This is a genomic window from Roseateles sp. L2-2 (genome assembly GCF_050613215.1).
GTDB classification, from domain to species: domain Bacteria; phylum Pseudomonadota; class Gammaproteobacteria; order Burkholderiales; family Burkholderiaceae_C; genus Roseateles; species Roseateles noduli.
Map to the genome: position 1 here is coordinate 5,298,454 of NZ_CP192509.1, position 17,282 is coordinate 5,315,735.

Annotated in this window: 18 protein-coding genes; 6 read left to right on the forward strand and 12 right to left on the reverse strand. The window is 69.4% G+C overall.

What is annotated here, in order from left to right:
- The first annotated feature begins 81 nt into the window (after nt 1-81).
- Both ACQZ13_RS23690 and dtd read left to right on the forward strand, forming a co-directional pair.
- The gene (locus ACQZ13_RS23690; RefSeq protein WP_431048339.1) at nt 82-1,035 is read left to right on the forward strand and encodes a cation diffusion facilitator family transporter; all 954 of its coding nucleotides are present in this window, start codon (nt 82-84) and stop codon (nt 1,033-1,035) included.
- Entirely contained in the window at nt 1,032-1,469 is a 438-nt protein-coding gene (gene dtd, locus ACQZ13_RS23695) for a D-aminoacyl-tRNA deacylase (RefSeq protein WP_431048340.1), read from the forward strand. The genes ACQZ13_RS23690 and dtd overlap by 4 nt, the downstream gene beginning before the upstream one ends.
- A 21-nt stretch (nt 1,470-1,490) precedes the next feature.
- Here the strand turns inward: dtd and ACQZ13_RS23700 are convergent, their stop codons facing one another.
- Entirely contained in the window at nt 1,491-2,138 is a 648-nt protein-coding gene (locus tag ACQZ13_RS23700) for a hypothetical protein (protein WP_431048341.1), read from the reverse strand.
- A gap of 157 nt (nt 2,139-2,295) precedes the next feature.
- On the opposite strand from ACQZ13_RS23700, the gene ACQZ13_RS23705 reads away from it, so the two are divergent.
- The gene (locus ACQZ13_RS23705) at nt 2,296-2,679 is read left to right on the forward strand and encodes a VOC family protein (protein ID WP_431048342.1); all 384 of its coding nucleotides are present in this window, start codon (nt 2,296-2,298) and stop codon (nt 2,677-2,679) included.
- A gap of 160 nt (nt 2,680-2,839) precedes the next feature.
- Here ACQZ13_RS23705 and ACQZ13_RS23710 read toward each other — a convergent pair whose 3' ends face one another.
- The 9 genes from ACQZ13_RS23710 to ACQZ13_RS23750 form a co-directional block, all read right to left on the reverse strand.
- Entirely contained in the window at nt 2,840-3,805 is a 966-nt protein-coding gene (locus ACQZ13_RS23710; RefSeq protein WP_088406081.1) for a tripartite tricarboxylate transporter substrate-binding protein, read from the reverse strand.
- A 138-nt stretch (nt 3,806-3,943) separates the two neighbouring features.
- Nucleotides 3,944-5,236, reverse strand: coding sequence for a phenylacetate--CoA ligase family protein (locus tag ACQZ13_RS23715; RefSeq protein WP_431048343.1), 1,293 nt, complete (start codon nt 5,234-5,236; stop codon nt 3,944-3,946).
- Nucleotides 5,236-5,526: a hypothetical protein gene (locus tag ACQZ13_RS23720; protein WP_331618143.1), complete on the reverse strand. Its 291-nt coding sequence runs from the start codon at nt 5,524-5,526 to the stop codon at nt 5,236-5,238. The genes ACQZ13_RS23715 and ACQZ13_RS23720 overlap by 1 nt, the downstream gene beginning before the upstream one ends.
- Nucleotides 5,527-5,553: 27 nt before the next feature.
- A complete protein-coding gene (locus ACQZ13_RS23725; protein WP_431048344.1) occupies nt 5,554-6,408 on the reverse strand; it encodes an ABC transporter ATP-binding protein in 855 nt (284 codons plus the stop codon).
- Between the two features lie 44 nt (nt 6,409-6,452).
- On the reverse strand, nt 6,453-7,772 hold the full coding sequence (locus ACQZ13_RS23730; protein WP_431048345.1) for an ABC transporter substrate-binding protein: 1,320 nt from the start codon (nt 7,770-7,772) through the stop codon (nt 6,453-6,455).
- A 61-nt stretch (nt 7,773-7,833) separates the two neighbouring features.
- Entirely contained in the window at nt 7,834-8,898 is a 1,065-nt protein-coding gene (locus tag ACQZ13_RS23735; protein ID WP_431048346.1) for a branched-chain amino acid ABC transporter permease, read from the reverse strand.
- Nucleotides 8,899-8,910: 12 nt separating this feature from the next.
- A complete protein-coding gene (locus ACQZ13_RS23740) occupies nt 8,911-9,840 on the reverse strand; it encodes a branched-chain amino acid ABC transporter permease (protein WP_431048347.1) in 930 nt (309 codons plus the stop codon).
- Between the two features lie 42 nt (nt 9,841-9,882).
- Nucleotides 9,883-10,680: an ABC transporter ATP-binding protein gene (locus tag ACQZ13_RS23745; protein WP_431048348.1), complete on the reverse strand. Its 798-nt coding sequence runs from the start codon at nt 10,678-10,680 to the stop codon at nt 9,883-9,885.
- Nucleotides 10,680-12,626: an AMP-dependent synthetase/ligase gene (locus ACQZ13_RS23750; RefSeq protein WP_431048349.1), complete on the reverse strand. Its 1,947-nt coding sequence runs from the start codon at nt 12,624-12,626 to the stop codon at nt 10,680-10,682. The genes ACQZ13_RS23745 and ACQZ13_RS23750 overlap by 1 nt, the downstream gene beginning before the upstream one ends.
- 329 nt (nt 12,627-12,955) lie before the next feature.
- On the opposite strand from ACQZ13_RS23750, the gene ACQZ13_RS23755 reads away from it, so the two are divergent.
- A complete protein-coding gene (locus tag ACQZ13_RS23755) occupies nt 12,956-13,612 on the forward strand; it encodes a Crp/Fnr family transcriptional regulator (RefSeq protein ID WP_431053372.1) in 657 nt (218 codons plus the stop codon).
- Between the two features lie 10 nt (nt 13,613-13,622).
- On the opposite strand, the gene ACQZ13_RS23760 is transcribed toward ACQZ13_RS23755, so the two are convergent.
- Nucleotides 13,623-14,213 (reverse strand): GNAT family N-acetyltransferase, encoded by a 591-nt coding sequence (locus ACQZ13_RS23760; protein WP_431048350.1) that lies wholly within the window; start codon nt 14,211-14,213, stop codon nt 13,623-13,625.
- A gap of 325 nt (nt 14,214-14,538) precedes the next feature.
- Between ACQZ13_RS23760 and ACQZ13_RS23765 the strand changes: the two genes are divergently transcribed.
- Nucleotides 14,539-15,222 (forward strand): response regulator transcription factor, encoded by a 684-nt coding sequence (locus tag ACQZ13_RS23765; RefSeq protein WP_088406092.1) that lies wholly within the window; start codon nt 14,539-14,541, stop codon nt 15,220-15,222.
- Complete coding sequence (locus ACQZ13_RS23770) at nt 15,212-16,552, forward strand: sensor histidine kinase (protein ID WP_431048351.1); 1,341 nt, start codon at nt 15,212-15,214, stop codon at nt 16,550-16,552. The genes ACQZ13_RS23765 and ACQZ13_RS23770 overlap by 11 nt, the downstream gene beginning before the upstream one ends.
- Here the strand turns inward: ACQZ13_RS23770 and ACQZ13_RS23775 are convergent.
- Entirely contained in the window at nt 16,545-17,126 is a 582-nt protein-coding gene (locus ACQZ13_RS23775; RefSeq protein WP_431048352.1) for a hypothetical protein, read from the reverse strand. The genes ACQZ13_RS23770 and ACQZ13_RS23775 overlap by 8 nt on opposite strands.
- Between the last annotated feature and the right edge of the window lie 156 nt (nt 17,127-17,282).

Consider the following 17,282-nt stretch of genomic DNA (forward strand, 5'->3'; position numbering starts at 1 on the left):
GGAGGCTGAGGGGTGGGACGAGGTGGGATTCGGGACTTGGAATGAATCGGGCGCCATTCTAGGACCGGCAAAATCGACGCCATGCAAGTGCAGCAATACCTGAAGCTCTCGGCGGTCGTGGCCGTGCTGACCATCGCCCTGAAGACGGCCGCCTGGTGGTGGACCGGCTCGGTGAGCCTGGCCTCCGACGCGCTCGAATCGGGGGTGAATCTCGCCGGGGCGCTCTTCGGACTGGCGATGGTGACCGTCGCGCGGCGGCCGCCCGACGAGGACCACCCCTTCGGCCACCACAAGGCGGAGTACTTCTCCAGCGCCTTCGAGGGCGCGCTGATCCTGATCGCCGCGCTGGGCATCGGCTGGGCCGCGGTCGAGCGGCTGCGCGCGCCGCAACCGCTGGAGCAGCTCGGCCTCGGCATGGCGCTGTCGCTGGTGAGCACCGCCATCAACGGCGCGCTGGCGTGGAAGATGCTGCAGGCCTCGCGCGAGCACCGTTCCATCGCGCTGGAGGCGGACGCGCGCCACCTGTTCACTGACGTCTGGACCTCGGTCGGGGTCGTCGCCGGCCTGATCGGCGTGATGCTGACCGGCTGGACCTGGCTGGATCCGCTGCTGGCCATCCTGGTGGCCCTGAACATCCTGCGCGAGGCGGTGCACCTGATGTGGAAGTCCACCGGCGGGCTGATGGACATGGCGCTGGAGCCCGAGGACCAACGCACGATCGCCGAGGTGCTGACGCGCTTCGAGTCGCCCGAGCTGCGTTTCGACCACGTCGCCACGCGTGTGGCCGGGCAGCAGCGTCACGTCGATTTCCACCTGCATGTGCCGGCGCGCTGGACGCTGGGCGAGGCGGCCGCGCTGCGGGGTCAGGTCGAGCAGGCGCTGATGCGCGCCCTGCCCGGCCTGCGCGCCAGCATCCAGCTGCTGCCGGTGAACGTCGAGACGCGCTTCGCCGAGCTGGCGGCGCGCGAGGACGCGTTACCCGGCGCGGCCACCGCGACCGCCGCCCAAGACAACGCCAAGGAAGGACAGGAATGATCGCGCTGCTTCAACGCGTCAAGGGCGCCCGGGTCGACGTCGGCGACCGATGCACCGGGAAGATCGACCAGGGCCTGCTGCTGCTGATCTGCGCCGAACCGCAGGACAACGAGGCCGTGGCCGAGAAGCTGCTGCAGAAGATCCTGAAGCTGCGCATCTTCAGCGACGAGGCCGGCAAGATGAACCGCAGCGTGCAGGACGTGGGCGGCGGTCTGCTGATCGTCTCGCAGTTCACGCTGGCGGCGGACGTCTCCGGCGGCAACCGGCCGAGCTTCACCGGCGCGGCGCCGGCGGAACTCGGCCGGCGGCTCTACGACCACGCGGTCGCGTTCGCGCGGACGCAGCATCCCGTCGTCGAAACCGGGGAGTTCGGCGCGGACATGCAGGTCAGCCTGGTCAACGACGGGCCGGTGACGATTCCGATGCGGATGTGATGGGGCCGCCGCGGCCGCGACTCAGGGCGACTGACGACCGTCGACGGTGGCACGTTCGCCCGAGATCGAGACGATCTCTGCACGATCGATGTGGGCGGGCCCGGATGACCCACGCGATGCCCAGCCTGGATTGGCTCGGCTGCAGGCGTCCCGGGCCCGGTCCAGCAACCGCTTGCGCTTGGCGGCATCCGCGCCGGACCACTGTTGTTCGATGGTCTCCAGCAATTCCCGGAAATTGACATGCCCGGTGTCGTCGACGGGGTAGGGGTTCTTGGCCTTCATCTGCTGGATGGCCTTCAACTGCCGGTCGGCCGTCCGGCTCGAGGCCGCGTCGCCCTCCCGCCGCTTCGCGACCTTCTCCTCCAGCGTGCGTGTGATGGCGGCGATTGCCGCAACCTGCGCATCGAGGACCCGGGGATCGACGATATCCAGGTTCCGGAGTCGCTCCAGATGCTCCTTGGCGTTGCTGACGCAGGTTGCGGCCATCTTCCGGAAATCGTGGGGCACCCGTGCCGCCAAATCCTGCAGGGCATGGAAGCCGCGCTCCCCCTCCTTGCGAGCGTCGCGCGCGTCACGACGGGACGGCCCGCAGCGCGGCGGTTGGCCATCCACAAAGGCCACCGAACTGGCGTCGGCAAGGTTGTTGATAAAAACGATGTTGTAGGACACAGGCCACGCCGATGAATTGAGAAGCCAGGTGAGTACGCCTGCGGCCTCAATGTGCAGACATCACCCACCCACTGTTTCGAGTTCAGCCTCTCAAAATCATCTCCGGGAATGGCGAGAATGCGAGTCACGCATCCTCATTCGAAGCCAGGACTTCATCATGATCAGCTACGTCACCCTGGGCAGCAACGACCGCCGCGCGGCCAAGGAGTTCTACGATGCCGCGCTCGCGCCGCTGGGCCTGAAGCCGGGGTATTCGGACGACGAAATGGTCGGCTACGGCCCCGAGGGCGGCGAGACGCAGCTATGGGTGGTCCAGCCCTTCAACGGACTGGATGCCACGGTCGGCAACGGCACGATGGTGGCGCTGGCGGCGTCGACGCGGGCGCAGGTCGACGCGGTGTACGCCGCGGCGATCAGCGGCGGCGGCAAGGACGACGGCCGCCCCGGTCCGCGCGAGAACTACGGACCGAACTTCTACGCGGCCTACTTCCGCGATCTGGACGGCAACAAGGTGGGCGTGGTGTGCCGATCGCCGGCGTGACGATGGCGGCCTGAGGCTGCCCCCCCCCGGCCAGGCCGACGACCGGACGCCAATGAAAAGGCCCGCCGGAGGCGGGCCTTGAGGCGGAGCGGGAGGTCCCGCTCCGGGTGACGTCGGCGATCAGGCGCCGATGCCGCGCCGGTCGGCGATCAACCGACCATCAATCGGCGTACTGACCCGCCGCCTTGATGATCGGCGTCCACTTGTTGATCTCGTCGGCGACGAACTTCTTGTGCTCGGCCGGGTTCACGCGGTTGTCGGTCACGATGACCGCGCCCAGCGCTTCCTCGCGCTTGTGGAACTCGGGATCCTTCAGGGCCGTCTTCAGCGCCGTGTTGATCTTGTCCAGCACCGCCTTCGGCGTGCCCTTGGGCGCGTACATGCCGTGCCAGATCGTCACGTTGAAGCCCTTCAGGCCGGACTCGTCCAGCGTCGGCAGCTTGGCCAGCGAGCCGCCCAGGCGCTTGGTCGTCGACACCGCGTAGGCCTTGACCTTGCCGCCGTCGATCTGCGTCGTGGTGTTGGTCGTCTGATCGCACATCAGGTCGACCTGGCCGCCGATCAGGTCGGTCATCGCCGGGCCCGTGCCCTTGTACGGGACGGTGGTCATGTCGATCTTGACCGTGCTCATGTACAGCAGGCCGCACAGGTGCGAGGCCGATCCCAGGCCGGCGTTGGCCAGGTTGATCTTGCCCTTGTTGGCGCCCAGCCACTTCACCAGGTCGGCGTAGTTGTTCGCCGGCAGGTTGGGACGCGCGATCAGCGTCATCGGCACTTCGTTGACCAGGCCCAGGTACTCGAAGTCGTCCAGCGTCTTGTACTGCAGGTTGCGATACAGGGCCGGCGAGGTCGAGATGCCGATGTGATGCAGCAGCAGCGTGTAGCCGTCCGGCGCGGCCTTGGACACCTTGGTGGCGCCCAGCGTGCCGCCGGCGCCGCCGACGTTCTCGATCACGATCGTCGCGTTGAGCGGCTTGCGCAGCGCCTCGGCCAGGTCGCGGGCGACCTTGTCGGTCGGGCCGCCGGCGGCGAACGGGACGACGATGGTCACCGGCTTGTCCGGGTAGTCGGCCCAGGCGGCGCCGACGCTCAGCGCCGCGACGGAGGCGAGCAAGATCTTCTTCATGGTGTCTCTTCCTCGTTGGAGGTGTGGGTGATGGCGCGGATGCTAGGTCGCCGCCCCACATCGCAACTTACGGAAACTACGTAAGCCGGGATACCCCCAAGGGATGGCACCGCTGCCATCCCCGCCTCCTGCGGGATTTCAGTCGAACTTCCGCAGGTCCTCGATGACTTTTCCGTCGTTGGGCAGCGAGCCCGCCGCGACGAACACCACTTCGCCGCGCAGCTTGGTCACGTCGCGCAGGGCGGCGGCCAAGCCGTCGGCCAGGTCCTCGGGAACGCCGCCGTCGCTCTCGACGTGCAGCGTCATCCGATCCTGGGCCATCTCACCCTCGACGACCAGCCGCCCGCGCCGCGCCTGCGGGAAGCGGCGCAGCACCTCGGCCACCTGCCCGGCGTGCACGAACATGCCGCGCACCTTGGCGCTCTGATCGGCACGCCCCATCCAGCCCTTGATGCGGACGTTCGTGCGCCCGGTCGGGCAGGTCCCGGGGAGCACCGCCGACAGGTCGCCGGTGCCGAAGCGGATCAGCGGATAGTCGGGGTTGAGCGTCGTCACGACGACCTCCCCCACCTCCCCGTCGGGCACCGGATCGCCCGTGCCGGGTCGCACGATCTCGAGGATCACGCCCTCGTCGACGACCAGTCCCTGACGCGCCGCGGTCTCGTAGGCGATCAGCCCGAGGTCCGCCGTGGCGTAGCACTGGAAGCCGGACACGCCCCGTTCGACGCACCAGTCGCGCAGCGCGGCCGGGAAGGCCTCGCCGCTGACCAGCGCCTTGCGCACGGACAAGGGCTGCCCCTGCTCCGCCGCCTTGTCGAGCAGGATCTTGAGGAAGCTCGGCGTCCCGACGTAAGCCTGCGGCCGCAGTTCCGCCATCGCCTGGAGCTGCAGCTCGGTGTTGCCGACGCCGCCGGCGAAGACCGTGCAGCCGAGCGCTTCCGCGCCGCCTTCCATCATGGCGCCGGCCGGTGTCAGGTGATAGCTGAACGAGTTGTGGACCAGATCGCCCGCGCGCAGGCCCGCCGCGTGCAGCGCGCGGCCGACGCGCCAGTAGTCGCGCCCGTGTCCTTCGGGCTCGTAGATCGAGCCCGGCGACTGGAACACGCGACGCGCCCCGCCGTCGCGCTTCAGACCGCGCCAGCCGATCGTCGAGAAGCCGCCGAAGGGCTCGAAGGGCACGCGCGCCGCGTCCGCGCGTACCGCCTGCTGGCGCGCCAGCAGCTCCGACTTGCGCGTCACCGGCAGCCGCGCCAGCGCGTCGCGGGTGCGGACCAGGTCCGGCTCCACGTCGGCCAGCAGTTCGCCGAAGGCATCGGTGTTCTGACGCGCGTTCGCCACCTGATGCGGCAGCGCCGCCAGCAGCGCGGCCTCGCGCACGGCGGGGTCGCGCGTCTCCAGCGCATCGTAGAAGTCGCGATCGGCGGCGCCCATCACTCCTCCGCCCACTGCGCCAGCCGACGCTTGAGATCGTCCTGCAGCTTGCGCACGTCGGCCGCGTTGCGGCACACGCGCGTCTCCCAGTCGGGGCTGCGCGCCGGCTTCTTCGCCAGCTTCGCGGTGATCTGCCCCTCGGCGGCGGCGAGCTGGAGGACCTCCTGGTTCTCGAAGCTCCAACCGGTGCCGCGCTCGGTCAGCGCGCGCAGGTCGCGCAGCGCGCGCTTCAACTGCACCAGCGCCTCCTCGGCCTTGAACGGCGGAGGCGCGAAGAAGTCGTTGTCCATGAACTGCTCTCCCATCAATCCTTCAATTCAAGCCAACCAGCGCTTGCGGCGCTTGTAGCTCTTCACGTCGCGGAAGCTCTTGCGGTCGGTGCCGCCCATGCCGAGGTAGAACTCGCGCACGTCCTCGTTGTCGCGCAGCGCCTGGGCCTCGCCGTCCATGACGACGCGGCCGTTCTCCAGGATGTAGCCGTAGTCGGCGTAGCGCAGCGCCATGTTGGTGTTCTGCTCGGCCAGCAGGAAGGTCGTGCGCTCCTTGCGGTTGAGGTCGCGCACGATCTCGAAGACCTCCTCGACGATCTGCGGCGCCAGCCCCATCGAGGGCTCGTCCAGCAGCACCATCTTCGGATCCGCCATCAGGGCCCGGCCGATCGCGCACATCTGCTGCTCGCCGCCCGAGGTGTACGCCGCCTGCGAGGTGCGCCGCGTCTTCAGCCGCGGGAAGTAGGCGTAGACCTTCTCCAGCGTCTGCGCCACCGCCGCCTTCCCGTCGGTGCGGGTGTAGGCGCCGGTGAGCAGGTTCTCCTCGATGGTCAGGTGCGCGAAGCAGTGCCGCCCCTCCATCACCTGGACCACGCCGCGGTGCACGAGGTCCGCCGGCGTGAGCCGCTCGATGCGCTCGCCGCGCAGCTCGATCGATCCCTTGGTGACCTCGCCGCGTTCGCCCGCGAGCAGGTTGGACACCGCGCGCAGCGTCGTGGTCTTGCCGGCGCCGTTGCCGCCGAGCAGGGCCACGACCGCCCCTTCGGGCACGCGCAGCGAGACGCCTTTCAGCACCAGGATCACATGGTGGTAGATGACCTCGATGCCGTTGACGTCGAGCAGCGCGGGCGCCGCCGTCGCGGTGGCCGCGACGGAAGGCGGAGGAACGGAAGTGGCTTGCATGGCAGTCGTGCTCAGGCGGGGTTCAAGCGGAGTTCAAGCAGGCGTCAGCTGCAGCTGCGCGGCTTCAGGTTCTTGTCCTTGGCGTACTTGGCCGCGTACTCCTTGACCATCGGATCGATGTGGGTCTTGTCCGAGGTGTACCAGTCGGACGCGAGGTTCCATTTGGCGCCGTCCCATTGGACGATGCGGGCCCAGTCGTTGCCCATGTGGTTGGCGCAGCTGGTCTGCACCGGGCGCATCACCTCGCCGAAGCCCAGCGCCTTGAGGCGGTCGGCGGTCAGGTTCAGGTTCTCGAAGCCCCAGCGCACCTGCTCGGGCGTCATGACCTTGCCCTTGCCGAACTTCTCCTGCGCGGTGCGGATCGCCTCGACCTGCAGCATCGAGATCATCATCCCGCGCGTGTGTGCCAGCGCGCCGATGCCGGTGGCCGGACCGGTGCCCAGCCCCTTGTCGTAGACGAACTTCTTCAGCTCGTCATGGACCTTGTCCTTCGCCGAGCTGTTGTGCAGCGTGATCGCGTTGTAGCCCTTGGCGCCGGCGCCGATGTCCTTGACGTCGTGGTCCGAGCCGGCCCACCAGATCGCGTAGATCTTCTCGCGCGGATAACCGCTGGCCTGCGCCTCGCGGATGCCGGCCGGCGTCATGACGCCGGCGGACCAGAACAGCACGTAGTCCGGCCGCTGCTGGCGGATCTGCAGCCAGGTCGACTTCTGCTCCACCCCGGGCGGCGTGACCGGATACAGCACCAGCTCGAAGCCGTCGGCCGCGGCGCGCTTCTGCAGCAGCGGGATCGGCTCCTTGCCGTAGGGGCTGTCGTGATAGACCAGCGCGATCTTCTTGCCCTTGAGCGAGCCCTTCTCCTTCTTCGAAATGTCCTGCAGCATCACGTCGGCGGCGGTCCAGTAGGTGCCCAGCAGCGGGAAATTCCATTCGAAGACGGTGCCGTCGGCCGACTGCGACAGGCCGTACCCCGGGGTCTCCACGACCACCTTGTCGACGAAGGCCTTGTCCGTCACCGCGAAGGTGATGCCCGTCGACTGCGTGTCGAAGCCCGACGCACCGCCGCCCTTGCCCTTCAGGCGCTCGTAGCATTCGACGCCCTTGGCGGCGTCGTACGCGGTCTCGCATTCCTCGAAGGCGAGCTTGACGCCGTTGACGCCGCCGTCGCGCGCGTTGATCAGCTTCAGGTAGTCCTGCTTGCCGTCCGCCCAGGGCATGCCCAGCGGCGCGAACTGGCCGGTGCGGTACACCAGCAGCGGGATGAACTGCTCATTGGCCGCCTGCGCCTGCACGGCGACGGGCAGCAACGCGCCCGCCAGTGCCGCGAGGGATAGCGCGCCACGCGCCAGGGTCTTCAAGCTCATGGTGTCGTCTCCTGATGGTGCACTCTGCGGTGCGGTTTGAAATCTCGTAGGTCCTGCGAGTTCAATGCGGGAAGGGCCACAGCCTCAGCTTCTGACGGGCGGTGGACCACAGGCGAGCCAGGCCGTGCGGCTCGACGATGAGGAAGAACACGATCAGCGCACCGAAGATCATGTGCTCCAGGTGCGAGGCCGTGGCCGTGGACAGCGGCAACCCCAGCCAGTGCGGCACATGGTTGAGCAGCAGCGGCAGCAGCACGATGAACGCGGCGCCGAAAAAGCTGCCGACGATCGATCCCAGCCCGCCGATGATGATCATGAACAGCAGCTGGAAGGACTTGTCGATGCCGAAGGCCGCCGGCTCCCACGCGCCCAGGTGCACGAATCCCCACAGCGCGCCGGCCACGCCGACGATGAAGCTGCTGACCGCGAAGGCCGTCAGCTTGGCGTGCACCGGCCGGATGCCGATGACGGCGGCGGCGACGTCCATGTCGCGCATGGCCATCCACTCGCGGCCGATGGCGCCGCGCACCAGGTTCTTGATGAGGACCCCGCACACGACCACCAGCGACAGACACAGCAGGTAGCGCTGCGCCGGCGTCTCCAGCGGCAGGCCGAACAGCTGCAGCGTGCCGACGCTGACCGAGCCCGACGAGGAGTTGTTGGTCACCCACGGCACGCGGTTGGTGAACCAGTCGATGAAGAACTGCGCCGCCAGCGTCGCCACCGCCAGGTAGAGCCCGCGGATGCGCAGGCTGGGCAATCCGAAGATCACGCCGCAGACCGTCGCGGCCAGGCCGCCGCCGATCAGCGACAGCAGCAGCGGCATGCCGTCGATGCGCACCTGCAGGTTGTAGGCCGCGTAGGCGCCGACGGCCATGAAGGCGCCGGTGCCCAGCGAGATCTGCCCGCAGTAGCCCACGAGCACGTTCAGGCCCAGCGCCGCCAGCGACAGCACGAGGAAGGGGATCAGCACCGCGCGGAAGGTGTAGTCGCTGGCCAGCCAGGGCACGGCGACGAAGGCGACCAGCGCCAGCGCGATCACCGCGCGGCGGTCCTGCGCGACCGGGAACAGCGCCAGGTCCGCGCGGTAGGAGGCCTTGAACTGGCCGTTTTCACGATAGAACACGGTCGTTGCTCCTTACACGCGGTCGATGATCTTGTCGCCGAAGAGGCCCTGCGGCCGCACCAGCAGGAAGCCCAGCGCGAGCACGTAGGCGAACCAGTTCTCGATGCCGCCGCCGACGGTAGGACCGAGGTAGATCTCCGACAGCTTTTCGCCGACGCCGATGATCAGACCGCCGACGATGGCGCCCGGCACCGAGGTCAGCCCGCCGAGGATGACGACGGGGAAGGCCTTCAGCGCGACCAGCGAGATCGAGTACTGCACGCCCAGCTTGCTGCCCCAGATGATGCCCGCGACCAGCGCGACCAGCCCGCCGACGGACCAGACGATCACCCAGATGCGCGACAGCGGGATGCCGATGGACTGCGCGGCCTGGTGGTCGTCGGCGACGGCGCGCAGCGCGCGGCCGGTGCGGGTCTTCTGGAAGAACAGCGACAGCACGCCCACCAGCGCCGCGGCGATCACGGCCGAGTACAGGTCTTCCTTGTTGAGCAGCAGCCCGCCGGGGAAGCTGTCCTCCAGCACGAACAGCGGATCCTTGGGCAGGCCCACGTCGATCTTGTAGGTCGCGCTGCCGAAGAGCAGTTGGCCGGCGCCGTCGAGGAAGTAGCTGATGCCCAGCGTCGCCATCAGCAGCGTGATCGCCGGCTGGTTGACGAGGCCGCGCAGCGCGAGCCGTTCCACCAGCCACGCCACGACGACCATGCAGGCCGTCGCGGCCGCCAGCGCCAGCAGGTTGGCCAGCAGCAGGCTCTCGAAGCCGAACCACTGCGGGAACCATTCGGCGAAGCGCGCCATCGCCAGCGCCGCGAACAGCACCATCGCGCCCTGCGCGAAGTTGAAGACGCCCGAGGCCTTGAAGATCAGCACGAAGCCCAGCGCGACCAGCGCGTAGAGCATGCCGGCCATCAGGCCGCCGAAGACGGTTTCGAGGAAGAAGCCCATGATGTTTGCCTTTGCCCGCTTGCTGTCTGCTTCTTCCTGCCGTCACTCGCCGGCGCCGAGGTAGGCGCGGATCACTTCGGGATTGGCGCGCACCTCGTCGGGCGTGCCGTCGCCGATCTTCTTCCCGTAGTCGAGCACCACCACGCGGTCGCTGATGTCCATGACCACGCCCATGTCGTGCTCGATCAGGACGATGGTGGTGCCGAACTCGTCGTTGACGTCCAGGATGAAGCGGCACATGTCCTGCTTCTCCTCCACGTTCATGCCGGCCATCGGCTCGTCGAGCAGCAGCACCTTGGGCTCCATCGCCAGCGCGCGGCCCAGGTCCACGCGCTTCTGCAGCCCGTAGGACAGGCCGCCGACGGGCGTCTTGCGGTGCGCCTGGATCTCGAGGAAATCGATGATGCGCTCGACCTTCTCGCGGTGCTCGATCTCCTCGCGCGCCGCGGGACCGAGGCGCAGCGCCTGCCACAGCAGGTTGCGCTTCATGTGCAGGTTGCGGCCGGACATGATGTTGTCCAGCACGCTCATGCCCTTGAACAGCGCCAGGTTCTGGAAGGTGCGCGCCACGCCCTGCTCGGCCATGCGGCGCAGCCGCGTGCGCGGGCTCAGGCGGCGCACGTTCTCGCCGCGGTAGCGGATGTCGCCCTGCTGCGGCTGGTAGACGCCGTTGATGCAGTTCAGCATCGAGCTCTTGCCGGCGCCGTTGGGGCCGATGATGGCGCGGATCTCGTGCTCGCGGACGTCGAAGCTGATGTCGTTGAGCGCCTTCACGCCGCCGAAGGACAGGGTGATGTGCTCGACATCCAGGATCACGTCGCCGATGCGTCTGTCGCTCATCAGGCGGCCTTCCGGGTGTGGGGGAAGGTGGCGGCCTCCTCGATGCGCAGCTCGGCGGACACGCTGCCGCTGCGGCCGTCCTCGAAGCGGACGGCCGTCTCGATGTACTGCGAGGCCTTGCCCGCGTAGAGCGCGTCGATCAGCACGGCGTACTTGTCGGCGATCGCGCCGCGGCGCACCTTGCGCGTGCGGGTGAGTTCGCCGTCGTCCGCGTCGAGCTCCTTGTGCAGCACCAGGAAGCGCGTGATCTGGCTGCCGGCCAGCAGTTGGTCCTGCGCCAGGTCGGCGTTGACCTTCTCGACGCAGTCCTTGATCAGCGCCAGCACCTCGGGCTTGCCCGCGAGATCGGTGTAGCCGGCGTAGGCGAGGTTGCGGCGCTCGGCCCAGTTGCCCACGGCCTCGAAGTCGATGTTGACGAAGGCGCAGACGCGGTCGCGCCCGTCGCCGAAGGCCACCGCCTCCTTGATGAAGGCGAAGAACTTCAGCTTGTTCTCGACGTACTTGGGCGCGAACATCTCGCCGTCGTGCGCGCCGCCGCGCAGCCGGCCGACGTCCTTGGCGCGGTCGATGATCTTCAGATGGCCGCCGGCGTCGAGGAAGCCCGCGTCGCCGGTGCGGTACCAGCCGTCGGCGCCCAGCACCTCGGCCGTCGCCTCCGGGTTCTTGTAGTAGCCCTGGAGCAGGCCCGGCGACCGCACCAGGATCTCGCCGCTGTCGGCGAGCCGGATCTCGACGCCGTCGATGGGCACGCCGACGGTGTCGGACTTCGCCTCGTGGTCCGGCTGCAGGCAGACGAAGACGGCGGTCTCGGTCGAGCCGTAGAGCTGCTTGAGGTTGATGCCGATCGAGCGGTAGAAGCTGAAGAGGTCGGGCCCGATCGCCTCGCCCGCCGTGTAGGCCACGCGCACCCGCGAGAAGCCCAGCGCGTTGCGCAGCGGCCCGTAGATCGCGAGGTCGCCGAGGCGGTACTTGAAGCGCTCCCAGGCGTCCACCGGCTTGCCGTCCATCAGCGCGGGGCCGACGCGGTTCGCCAGCGCCATCGCCTTGGCGAAGAGCCAGCGCTTGGGTGCGCCGGCGTCCTCCATGCGGATCATCACGCTGGTCAGCAGGCCCTCGAAGACCCGCGGCGGCGCGAAGTAGTAGGTCGGGCCGATCTCCTTGAGGTCGATGCTGACGGTGCTGGCCGACTCGGGGCAGTTGACGACGTAGCCGCAGGCCAGCCACTGCGCGTAGCTGAAGACGTTCTGGCCGATCCAGGCGCAGGGCAGGTAGGCGAGGACCTCCTCGTCGGCGCTCAGCTTGTCGAAGCGCGCGCCGGCCTGGGCGCGGTCGATCAGCGAGGTGTGCGTGTGCACCACGCCCTTCGGGTGGCCGGTGGTGCCGGAGGTGAAGAACATCGCCGCCACGTCGCCGGGGCGGCCCGCCTCGACCTCGCGCTCGAACCAGCCGGGATGGCGCATCGCATGCCCGCGGCCGTCGTCGCACAGGGCGTCGATCGAGGCCAGTCCGTCGGCCGCGTAATGGCGCAGGCCGCGCGGGTCGTCGAACCAGATGCGCCGCAGTGCAGGGCAGGACGCGCGGATCTCGAGCAGCTTGTCGACCTGCTCCTGGTCCTCGACGACGGCGAAGGCGACCTCCGCGTTCTGCAGCGGGTAGGCGAATTCGGCGGCGACCGCGTCCTGGTACAGCGGCACGGGGATGGCGCCCAGCGACTGCGCGGCGAGCATCGAGGCGTAGAGCCGGGGCCGGTTCTCGCCGATCACGACGAGATGCTGACCGCGCGTCAGGCCGGCCGCGGCGAAGCCGTGCGCGAGATCGCGCACCAGCGCCGCCAGCGCCGCCCAGTCGAGCGTCTGCCAGATGCCGAGCTCCTTCTCGCGCAGCGCCGGCGCACGGGGGCGTCGGGCGGCGTGATCGAGCAGCAGGCGGGGGAAGGTCTGTTCCACCGTCGTCTCCTTTGTGCTCCCCGCTGTCGCCGTCTCTGGTGGAGGCGCTCTGGTCGCGGGGTTGCGCCGACTGTAGGCCGGCTCATTGACGTCGTGTTGTCATTGCGACGACAGTCCTAGGGAGACTTCGGGGAAGCGTTTTCCCCAGGGGGCCGCGTCAGGTTCGTGTCATGCACAGGCGCGATGAACGGGGGATGGCCCCGACCACCGACACCGTTGTCCACGCCGCGCCGGGTTCGCCCCCGCCCGCGGCCCTGCAACCGCCCCTCGCGGGGGCCGTGCCGACGCAGCCGATCCGGCTGCGCGCGCGGGCCGCGAGTGCGCAGGAGATGGGCGCCATCCCCTGGCTGAAGGCGATCGAACCCGAGCTGCGCGAGCGGGTCGCGTCCAGCATCCAGGTCGCGGAGGTCGAGGTCGGCGAGCGCATCTGCCGGATCGGACGCGAAGCGAATTTCTGGTTCGGCGTGATCGACGGGTTGCTCAAGATGAGCAACGACGAGGCGGCGGCGCGGCAGGTCACCTTCACCGGCGTGCCGCCGGGCGGCTGGTTCGGCGAGGGCACGCTGCTCAAGCGCGAGGCCTACCGCTACAACATCCAGGCGCTGCGGCGCAGCGTGGTCGCGGGGCTGCCGCTGGAGAGCTTCCACGAGCTGCTGGCGACCAGCCTGGCCTTCAACCGCTACGTGCTCAACCAGCTCAACGAGCGGCTGGGGCAGTTCATCGCCGCGCGCGAGATCGACCGCCAGAGCGACCCCGACCTGCGCGTGGCGCGCAACCTCGCGGCGCTGTTCCACCCGCAGCTCTACCCCGGGGTGAACGGGCTGCTGCGCATCACGCAGCAGGAGCTGGGGCATCTGGTGGGACTCTCGCGCCAGCGCGTCAACGAGGCGTTGCGCCACCTGCAGGAGCAGCGCCTCATCGCCGTCGAGTATGGCGGGCTCAGGGTCCTCGATCTCGCGGGGTTGCGGGTCTATCCGCAGCAGTAGCGGGTCGGGCTCACGCGCCGAAGGGCGTCGCTTCCGGCGGCTGCTGCGGCAGCGCCGCGTACTGGCCGGCGTTGATCTCGTAGAGCAGGCTGGCGGCTTCGCCGGGGCAGTCGGCGACCGAGCCGGTCAGGCGCAGGCCGACGCGCTCCAGCGTCTTGCGCGCCGCCGTGTTACCCGGCGCCAGCAGCGCGTGCACGGACGTCGCATGCAGGCTGTCGAAAGCCAGCGCCAGCGCGGCCGTGGCCATCTCCGCCGCATACCCTTGGCCCCAGTGGTTGGACAGGAAGTGGAACTCCAGCAGCAGCGCCGGCGCGCCGCAGATGCGGCCCCGGCTCAGGCCGCCGAAGCCGATCGCGCCCAGCGCAGGCTGGTCGCGCAGCGCCACCGCCCACGGCCCCAGACCGTCACGGGTCCAGAGCGCGCGCCACAGCTCCAGCCGCTCCGACGCGGCCGGACCGCCCGTGTCGAACCGGCGGTTCGCGGGATCGGTCAGCAGGTCGCGGAAGCTGCGGGCATCCGCCGCGGCGGGCGGACGCAGGCTCAGCCGGCGGGTCGCGGTGAGCCGCTCGACGGCGGGGATGGAGATGAAGGGCGCAAGCATAGGGTTAACCCGCAAATTATGCGCCCAAGCCGGATTTCAAGTGCAGCCTCGACCGAGCGGTCGGTGACAGCCCCGGACTTGCGTCACGAAATGTGACGAAGCGGAGGGAACCGGAGAAGCATTGGGGACGTCGCTCGCCAATCGCCCGTTCGCCGGACGATGTCCCTCGCCCGGGCGGTGCCGACAGCCCGCGGACAGGTCGGAAGGGCCCCGCTCGCATAGCATTCCCGACATCCGCGGGCCTTGCGGGGGAACTGCCTCCCCGTCGAGTCCCGTCCCCCAGGACGACGCGGCGCTCCGGCGCCGCAGGAACGTGAGCCTCGCCATGAAGCTGCTGGTCATCGAAGACAACCCGGACATCGTCGCCAACCTGTTCGCCTACCTGGAGCCGATGGGCTACGCGCTGGACGTGGCCCGCAACGGCCTGGGCGGCCTGGCGCAGGCCGCCGCCGGCTCCTACGACGCGATCGTGCTGGACCTGACCCTCCCCGGCCTGGACGGCCTGGACGTCGCCCGGCGCCTGCGCAAGGACTTCCGCCGCCCCACCCCCATCCTCATGCTGACCGCGCGCGACACCATCGCCGACAAGGTCACCGGCTTCGAGAGCGGCGCCGACGACTACCTCGTCAAGCCCTTCTCGCTGGTCGAGCTGGAGATCCGCCTGAAGGCGCTGATGCGCCGCTCCCACGGGCTGAACCTGAGCTCGGCGGTGAGCTACGCCGACGTCAGCTTCGACCCCGACACGCTGGAAGCCACCCGCGCCGGCAAGCCGCTGCAGCTGACGCCCACCGGCTACAAGCTGCTGTCCGCGCTGCTGCGCGAGGCGCCCAAGCTGGTCCGCCGCGAGGACCTCGAACGCGAGGTCTGGGGCAACGACCCGCCCGACAGCGACGCGCTGCGCACCCACATCCACGCGCTGCGCGCGGCGCTGGACAAGCCCTTCCCCGTCCCGCTGCTGAAGACCCATCCGGGCATCGGCTACCGGCTGGTGTCGCCCGATGCGGGATGAGCCGGCACGCGAGCGCGACACCCTCCGCCCCCCGTCCCGCGCCGGCCGCTCGACTTCCGCGCCCACGACGCTGCGCACCCGTGTCGCCGCGGCCTTCCTGCTGCTGACGCTGCTGGTCTGCGGCGCCTTCGCGGTGGCCGCGGTGCGCATCGCCTCCAGCATCGAGGACCGCCTCGTCGACCAGCGCCTGGACCGCACCGCCGACGAGCTGATCGCGCGCGAGAAGCAGGGCCTGGAGGCCGACCTGCCGCCCAGCGTCACGCTCTACCGCGGCGACGCCATCCCGCAGGCGCTGCGCGGCAAGCCGCCGGGCAAGTACACGCTGCCGCAGGACGACGCCACCTTCACCGCGCTGGTCCGCGACGACCTCGGAACCGTCTTCGTGCTGACCGACCGCGACGAGGACTTCGCCAAGATCGAGGCCGGCGTCTACGGCCTGCTCGGCCTGGCCTTCGTCTGCTGCCTGGGGCTGGCGCTGTTCCTGGCGCAACTGACCGCCAGCCGCATCGTCGCTCCGGTGACGGCGCTGGCCCGCGCCGTCGAGACCGACGCCGCGCCGCGCGAGTACCCGCTGCTGGACTCGACCGACGAACTGGGCGTGCTGTCGCGCGCCTTCGCCGCCAAGACCGAGGCGCAGCAGCGCTACCTCGACCGCGAGCGCTGGTTCACCGGCGACGTCAGCCATGAGCTGCGCACGCCGCTGGCCGTGATGCTGGGCGCCGCCGAGATCCTGAAGGCGAGGCTGCACGACCGCGGCGACATGGTCGAGCTGGCCGAACGCATCCGGCGCACCGCCGCCGACACCAGCGAGCGCGTCGTCGCGATGCTGCTGCTGTCGCGCGATCCGGCCAGCATCGGCGCGCCGCCGACCGCGCTGCTGCCGCTGCTGCGCCAGGAGATGGAGCGCTGCCGGCCGCTGCTCAAGGGCAAGGAGGTCGAGATGACGCTGCACGCGGCGTCCGACGACGCCGGCCTGGAAGTGCCCGCGCGACCCGAGCTCGCCGCCATCGCGCTGGGCAACCTCATCCGCAACGCCTGCCAGTTCACCGACCAGGGCCGCGTCGACATCCGGCTGGAGGCTGGCCGCGTGGTCATCGAGGACACCGGCATCGGCATCCCGCCGGCCGTGCGCGACCGGATCTTCGACCGCTTCATGCAGGTCGACCCGGCCGGCGCCGGCAGCGCGGGCCTGGGCCTGGCCATCGTCAAGCGCGTCGCCGAGCACCTGGGATGGACCGTCAGCCTGGAAGCGCCGGTCAAGGGCGGGACGCGCTTCGTGCTGACGTTCGGGGCTACGCCGCCAGGCACACCCCCCTCGCCGTTCAACTGAAGCCGCGGTTCTGCACCTGCGCCTGCGCCTGCAGGTCCGCATACTTGCGCTGAAAGCGATCCAGGCACTCCGGGTCCTCCATCGCCGCTTCCGTTTCCCGGAGCGCGGTTTCGCAGTGCGCCCTGACCGCGCCACAAGTCTTCTGGTGCAGGGAAAAGAAGGCCCGCTGGAGATCCAGCAGATTGCCAGGCGCCACATCCGGCGCCGCCTCCAAGGACATCACTTCCACCACGTAGCTCGGCTCGCGGTCGTAGGACTCCACCGCCTCATAGGCGGCCTGCAGCAGGGAGCGGGATTCCGCACAGCAGGACTCCAGCCGGCGGGACTGCGTCTGCTCCGTGGGCCCGGCGGCGGGGGAAGCCAGCTGCTCCTGGGCCGACTTCAGCAGGGCGTCGACGCGCCGCGCCGCATCCTCGTCTTGCCGCTCGAACAAGGACACGCCCTGTCTCAACGCGTCCTTCATCAGAAACACCTCGTCCCGCATCTGCTGGAAGCGTTGCTGGGGCGTCGCGGTCGGCGGGAGCGCCTGCCCGAGCTTCAGCAGTTCGTCCGCGGATCGGCGGAAGGCCTCCACCCGATGGGTGTGCGCGCCCGTGCCCGGGGTCGTCCGCGCCTGTGACGCCTCTTCCGGGGAAGTTCCTTCGTACCACCGGGTGAACCATGATCTGATCCTGTGCATCGCCAATCTCTGGAAGAGGAAAGTGACGGAGTACCGGCCGCCGCAGCCCAG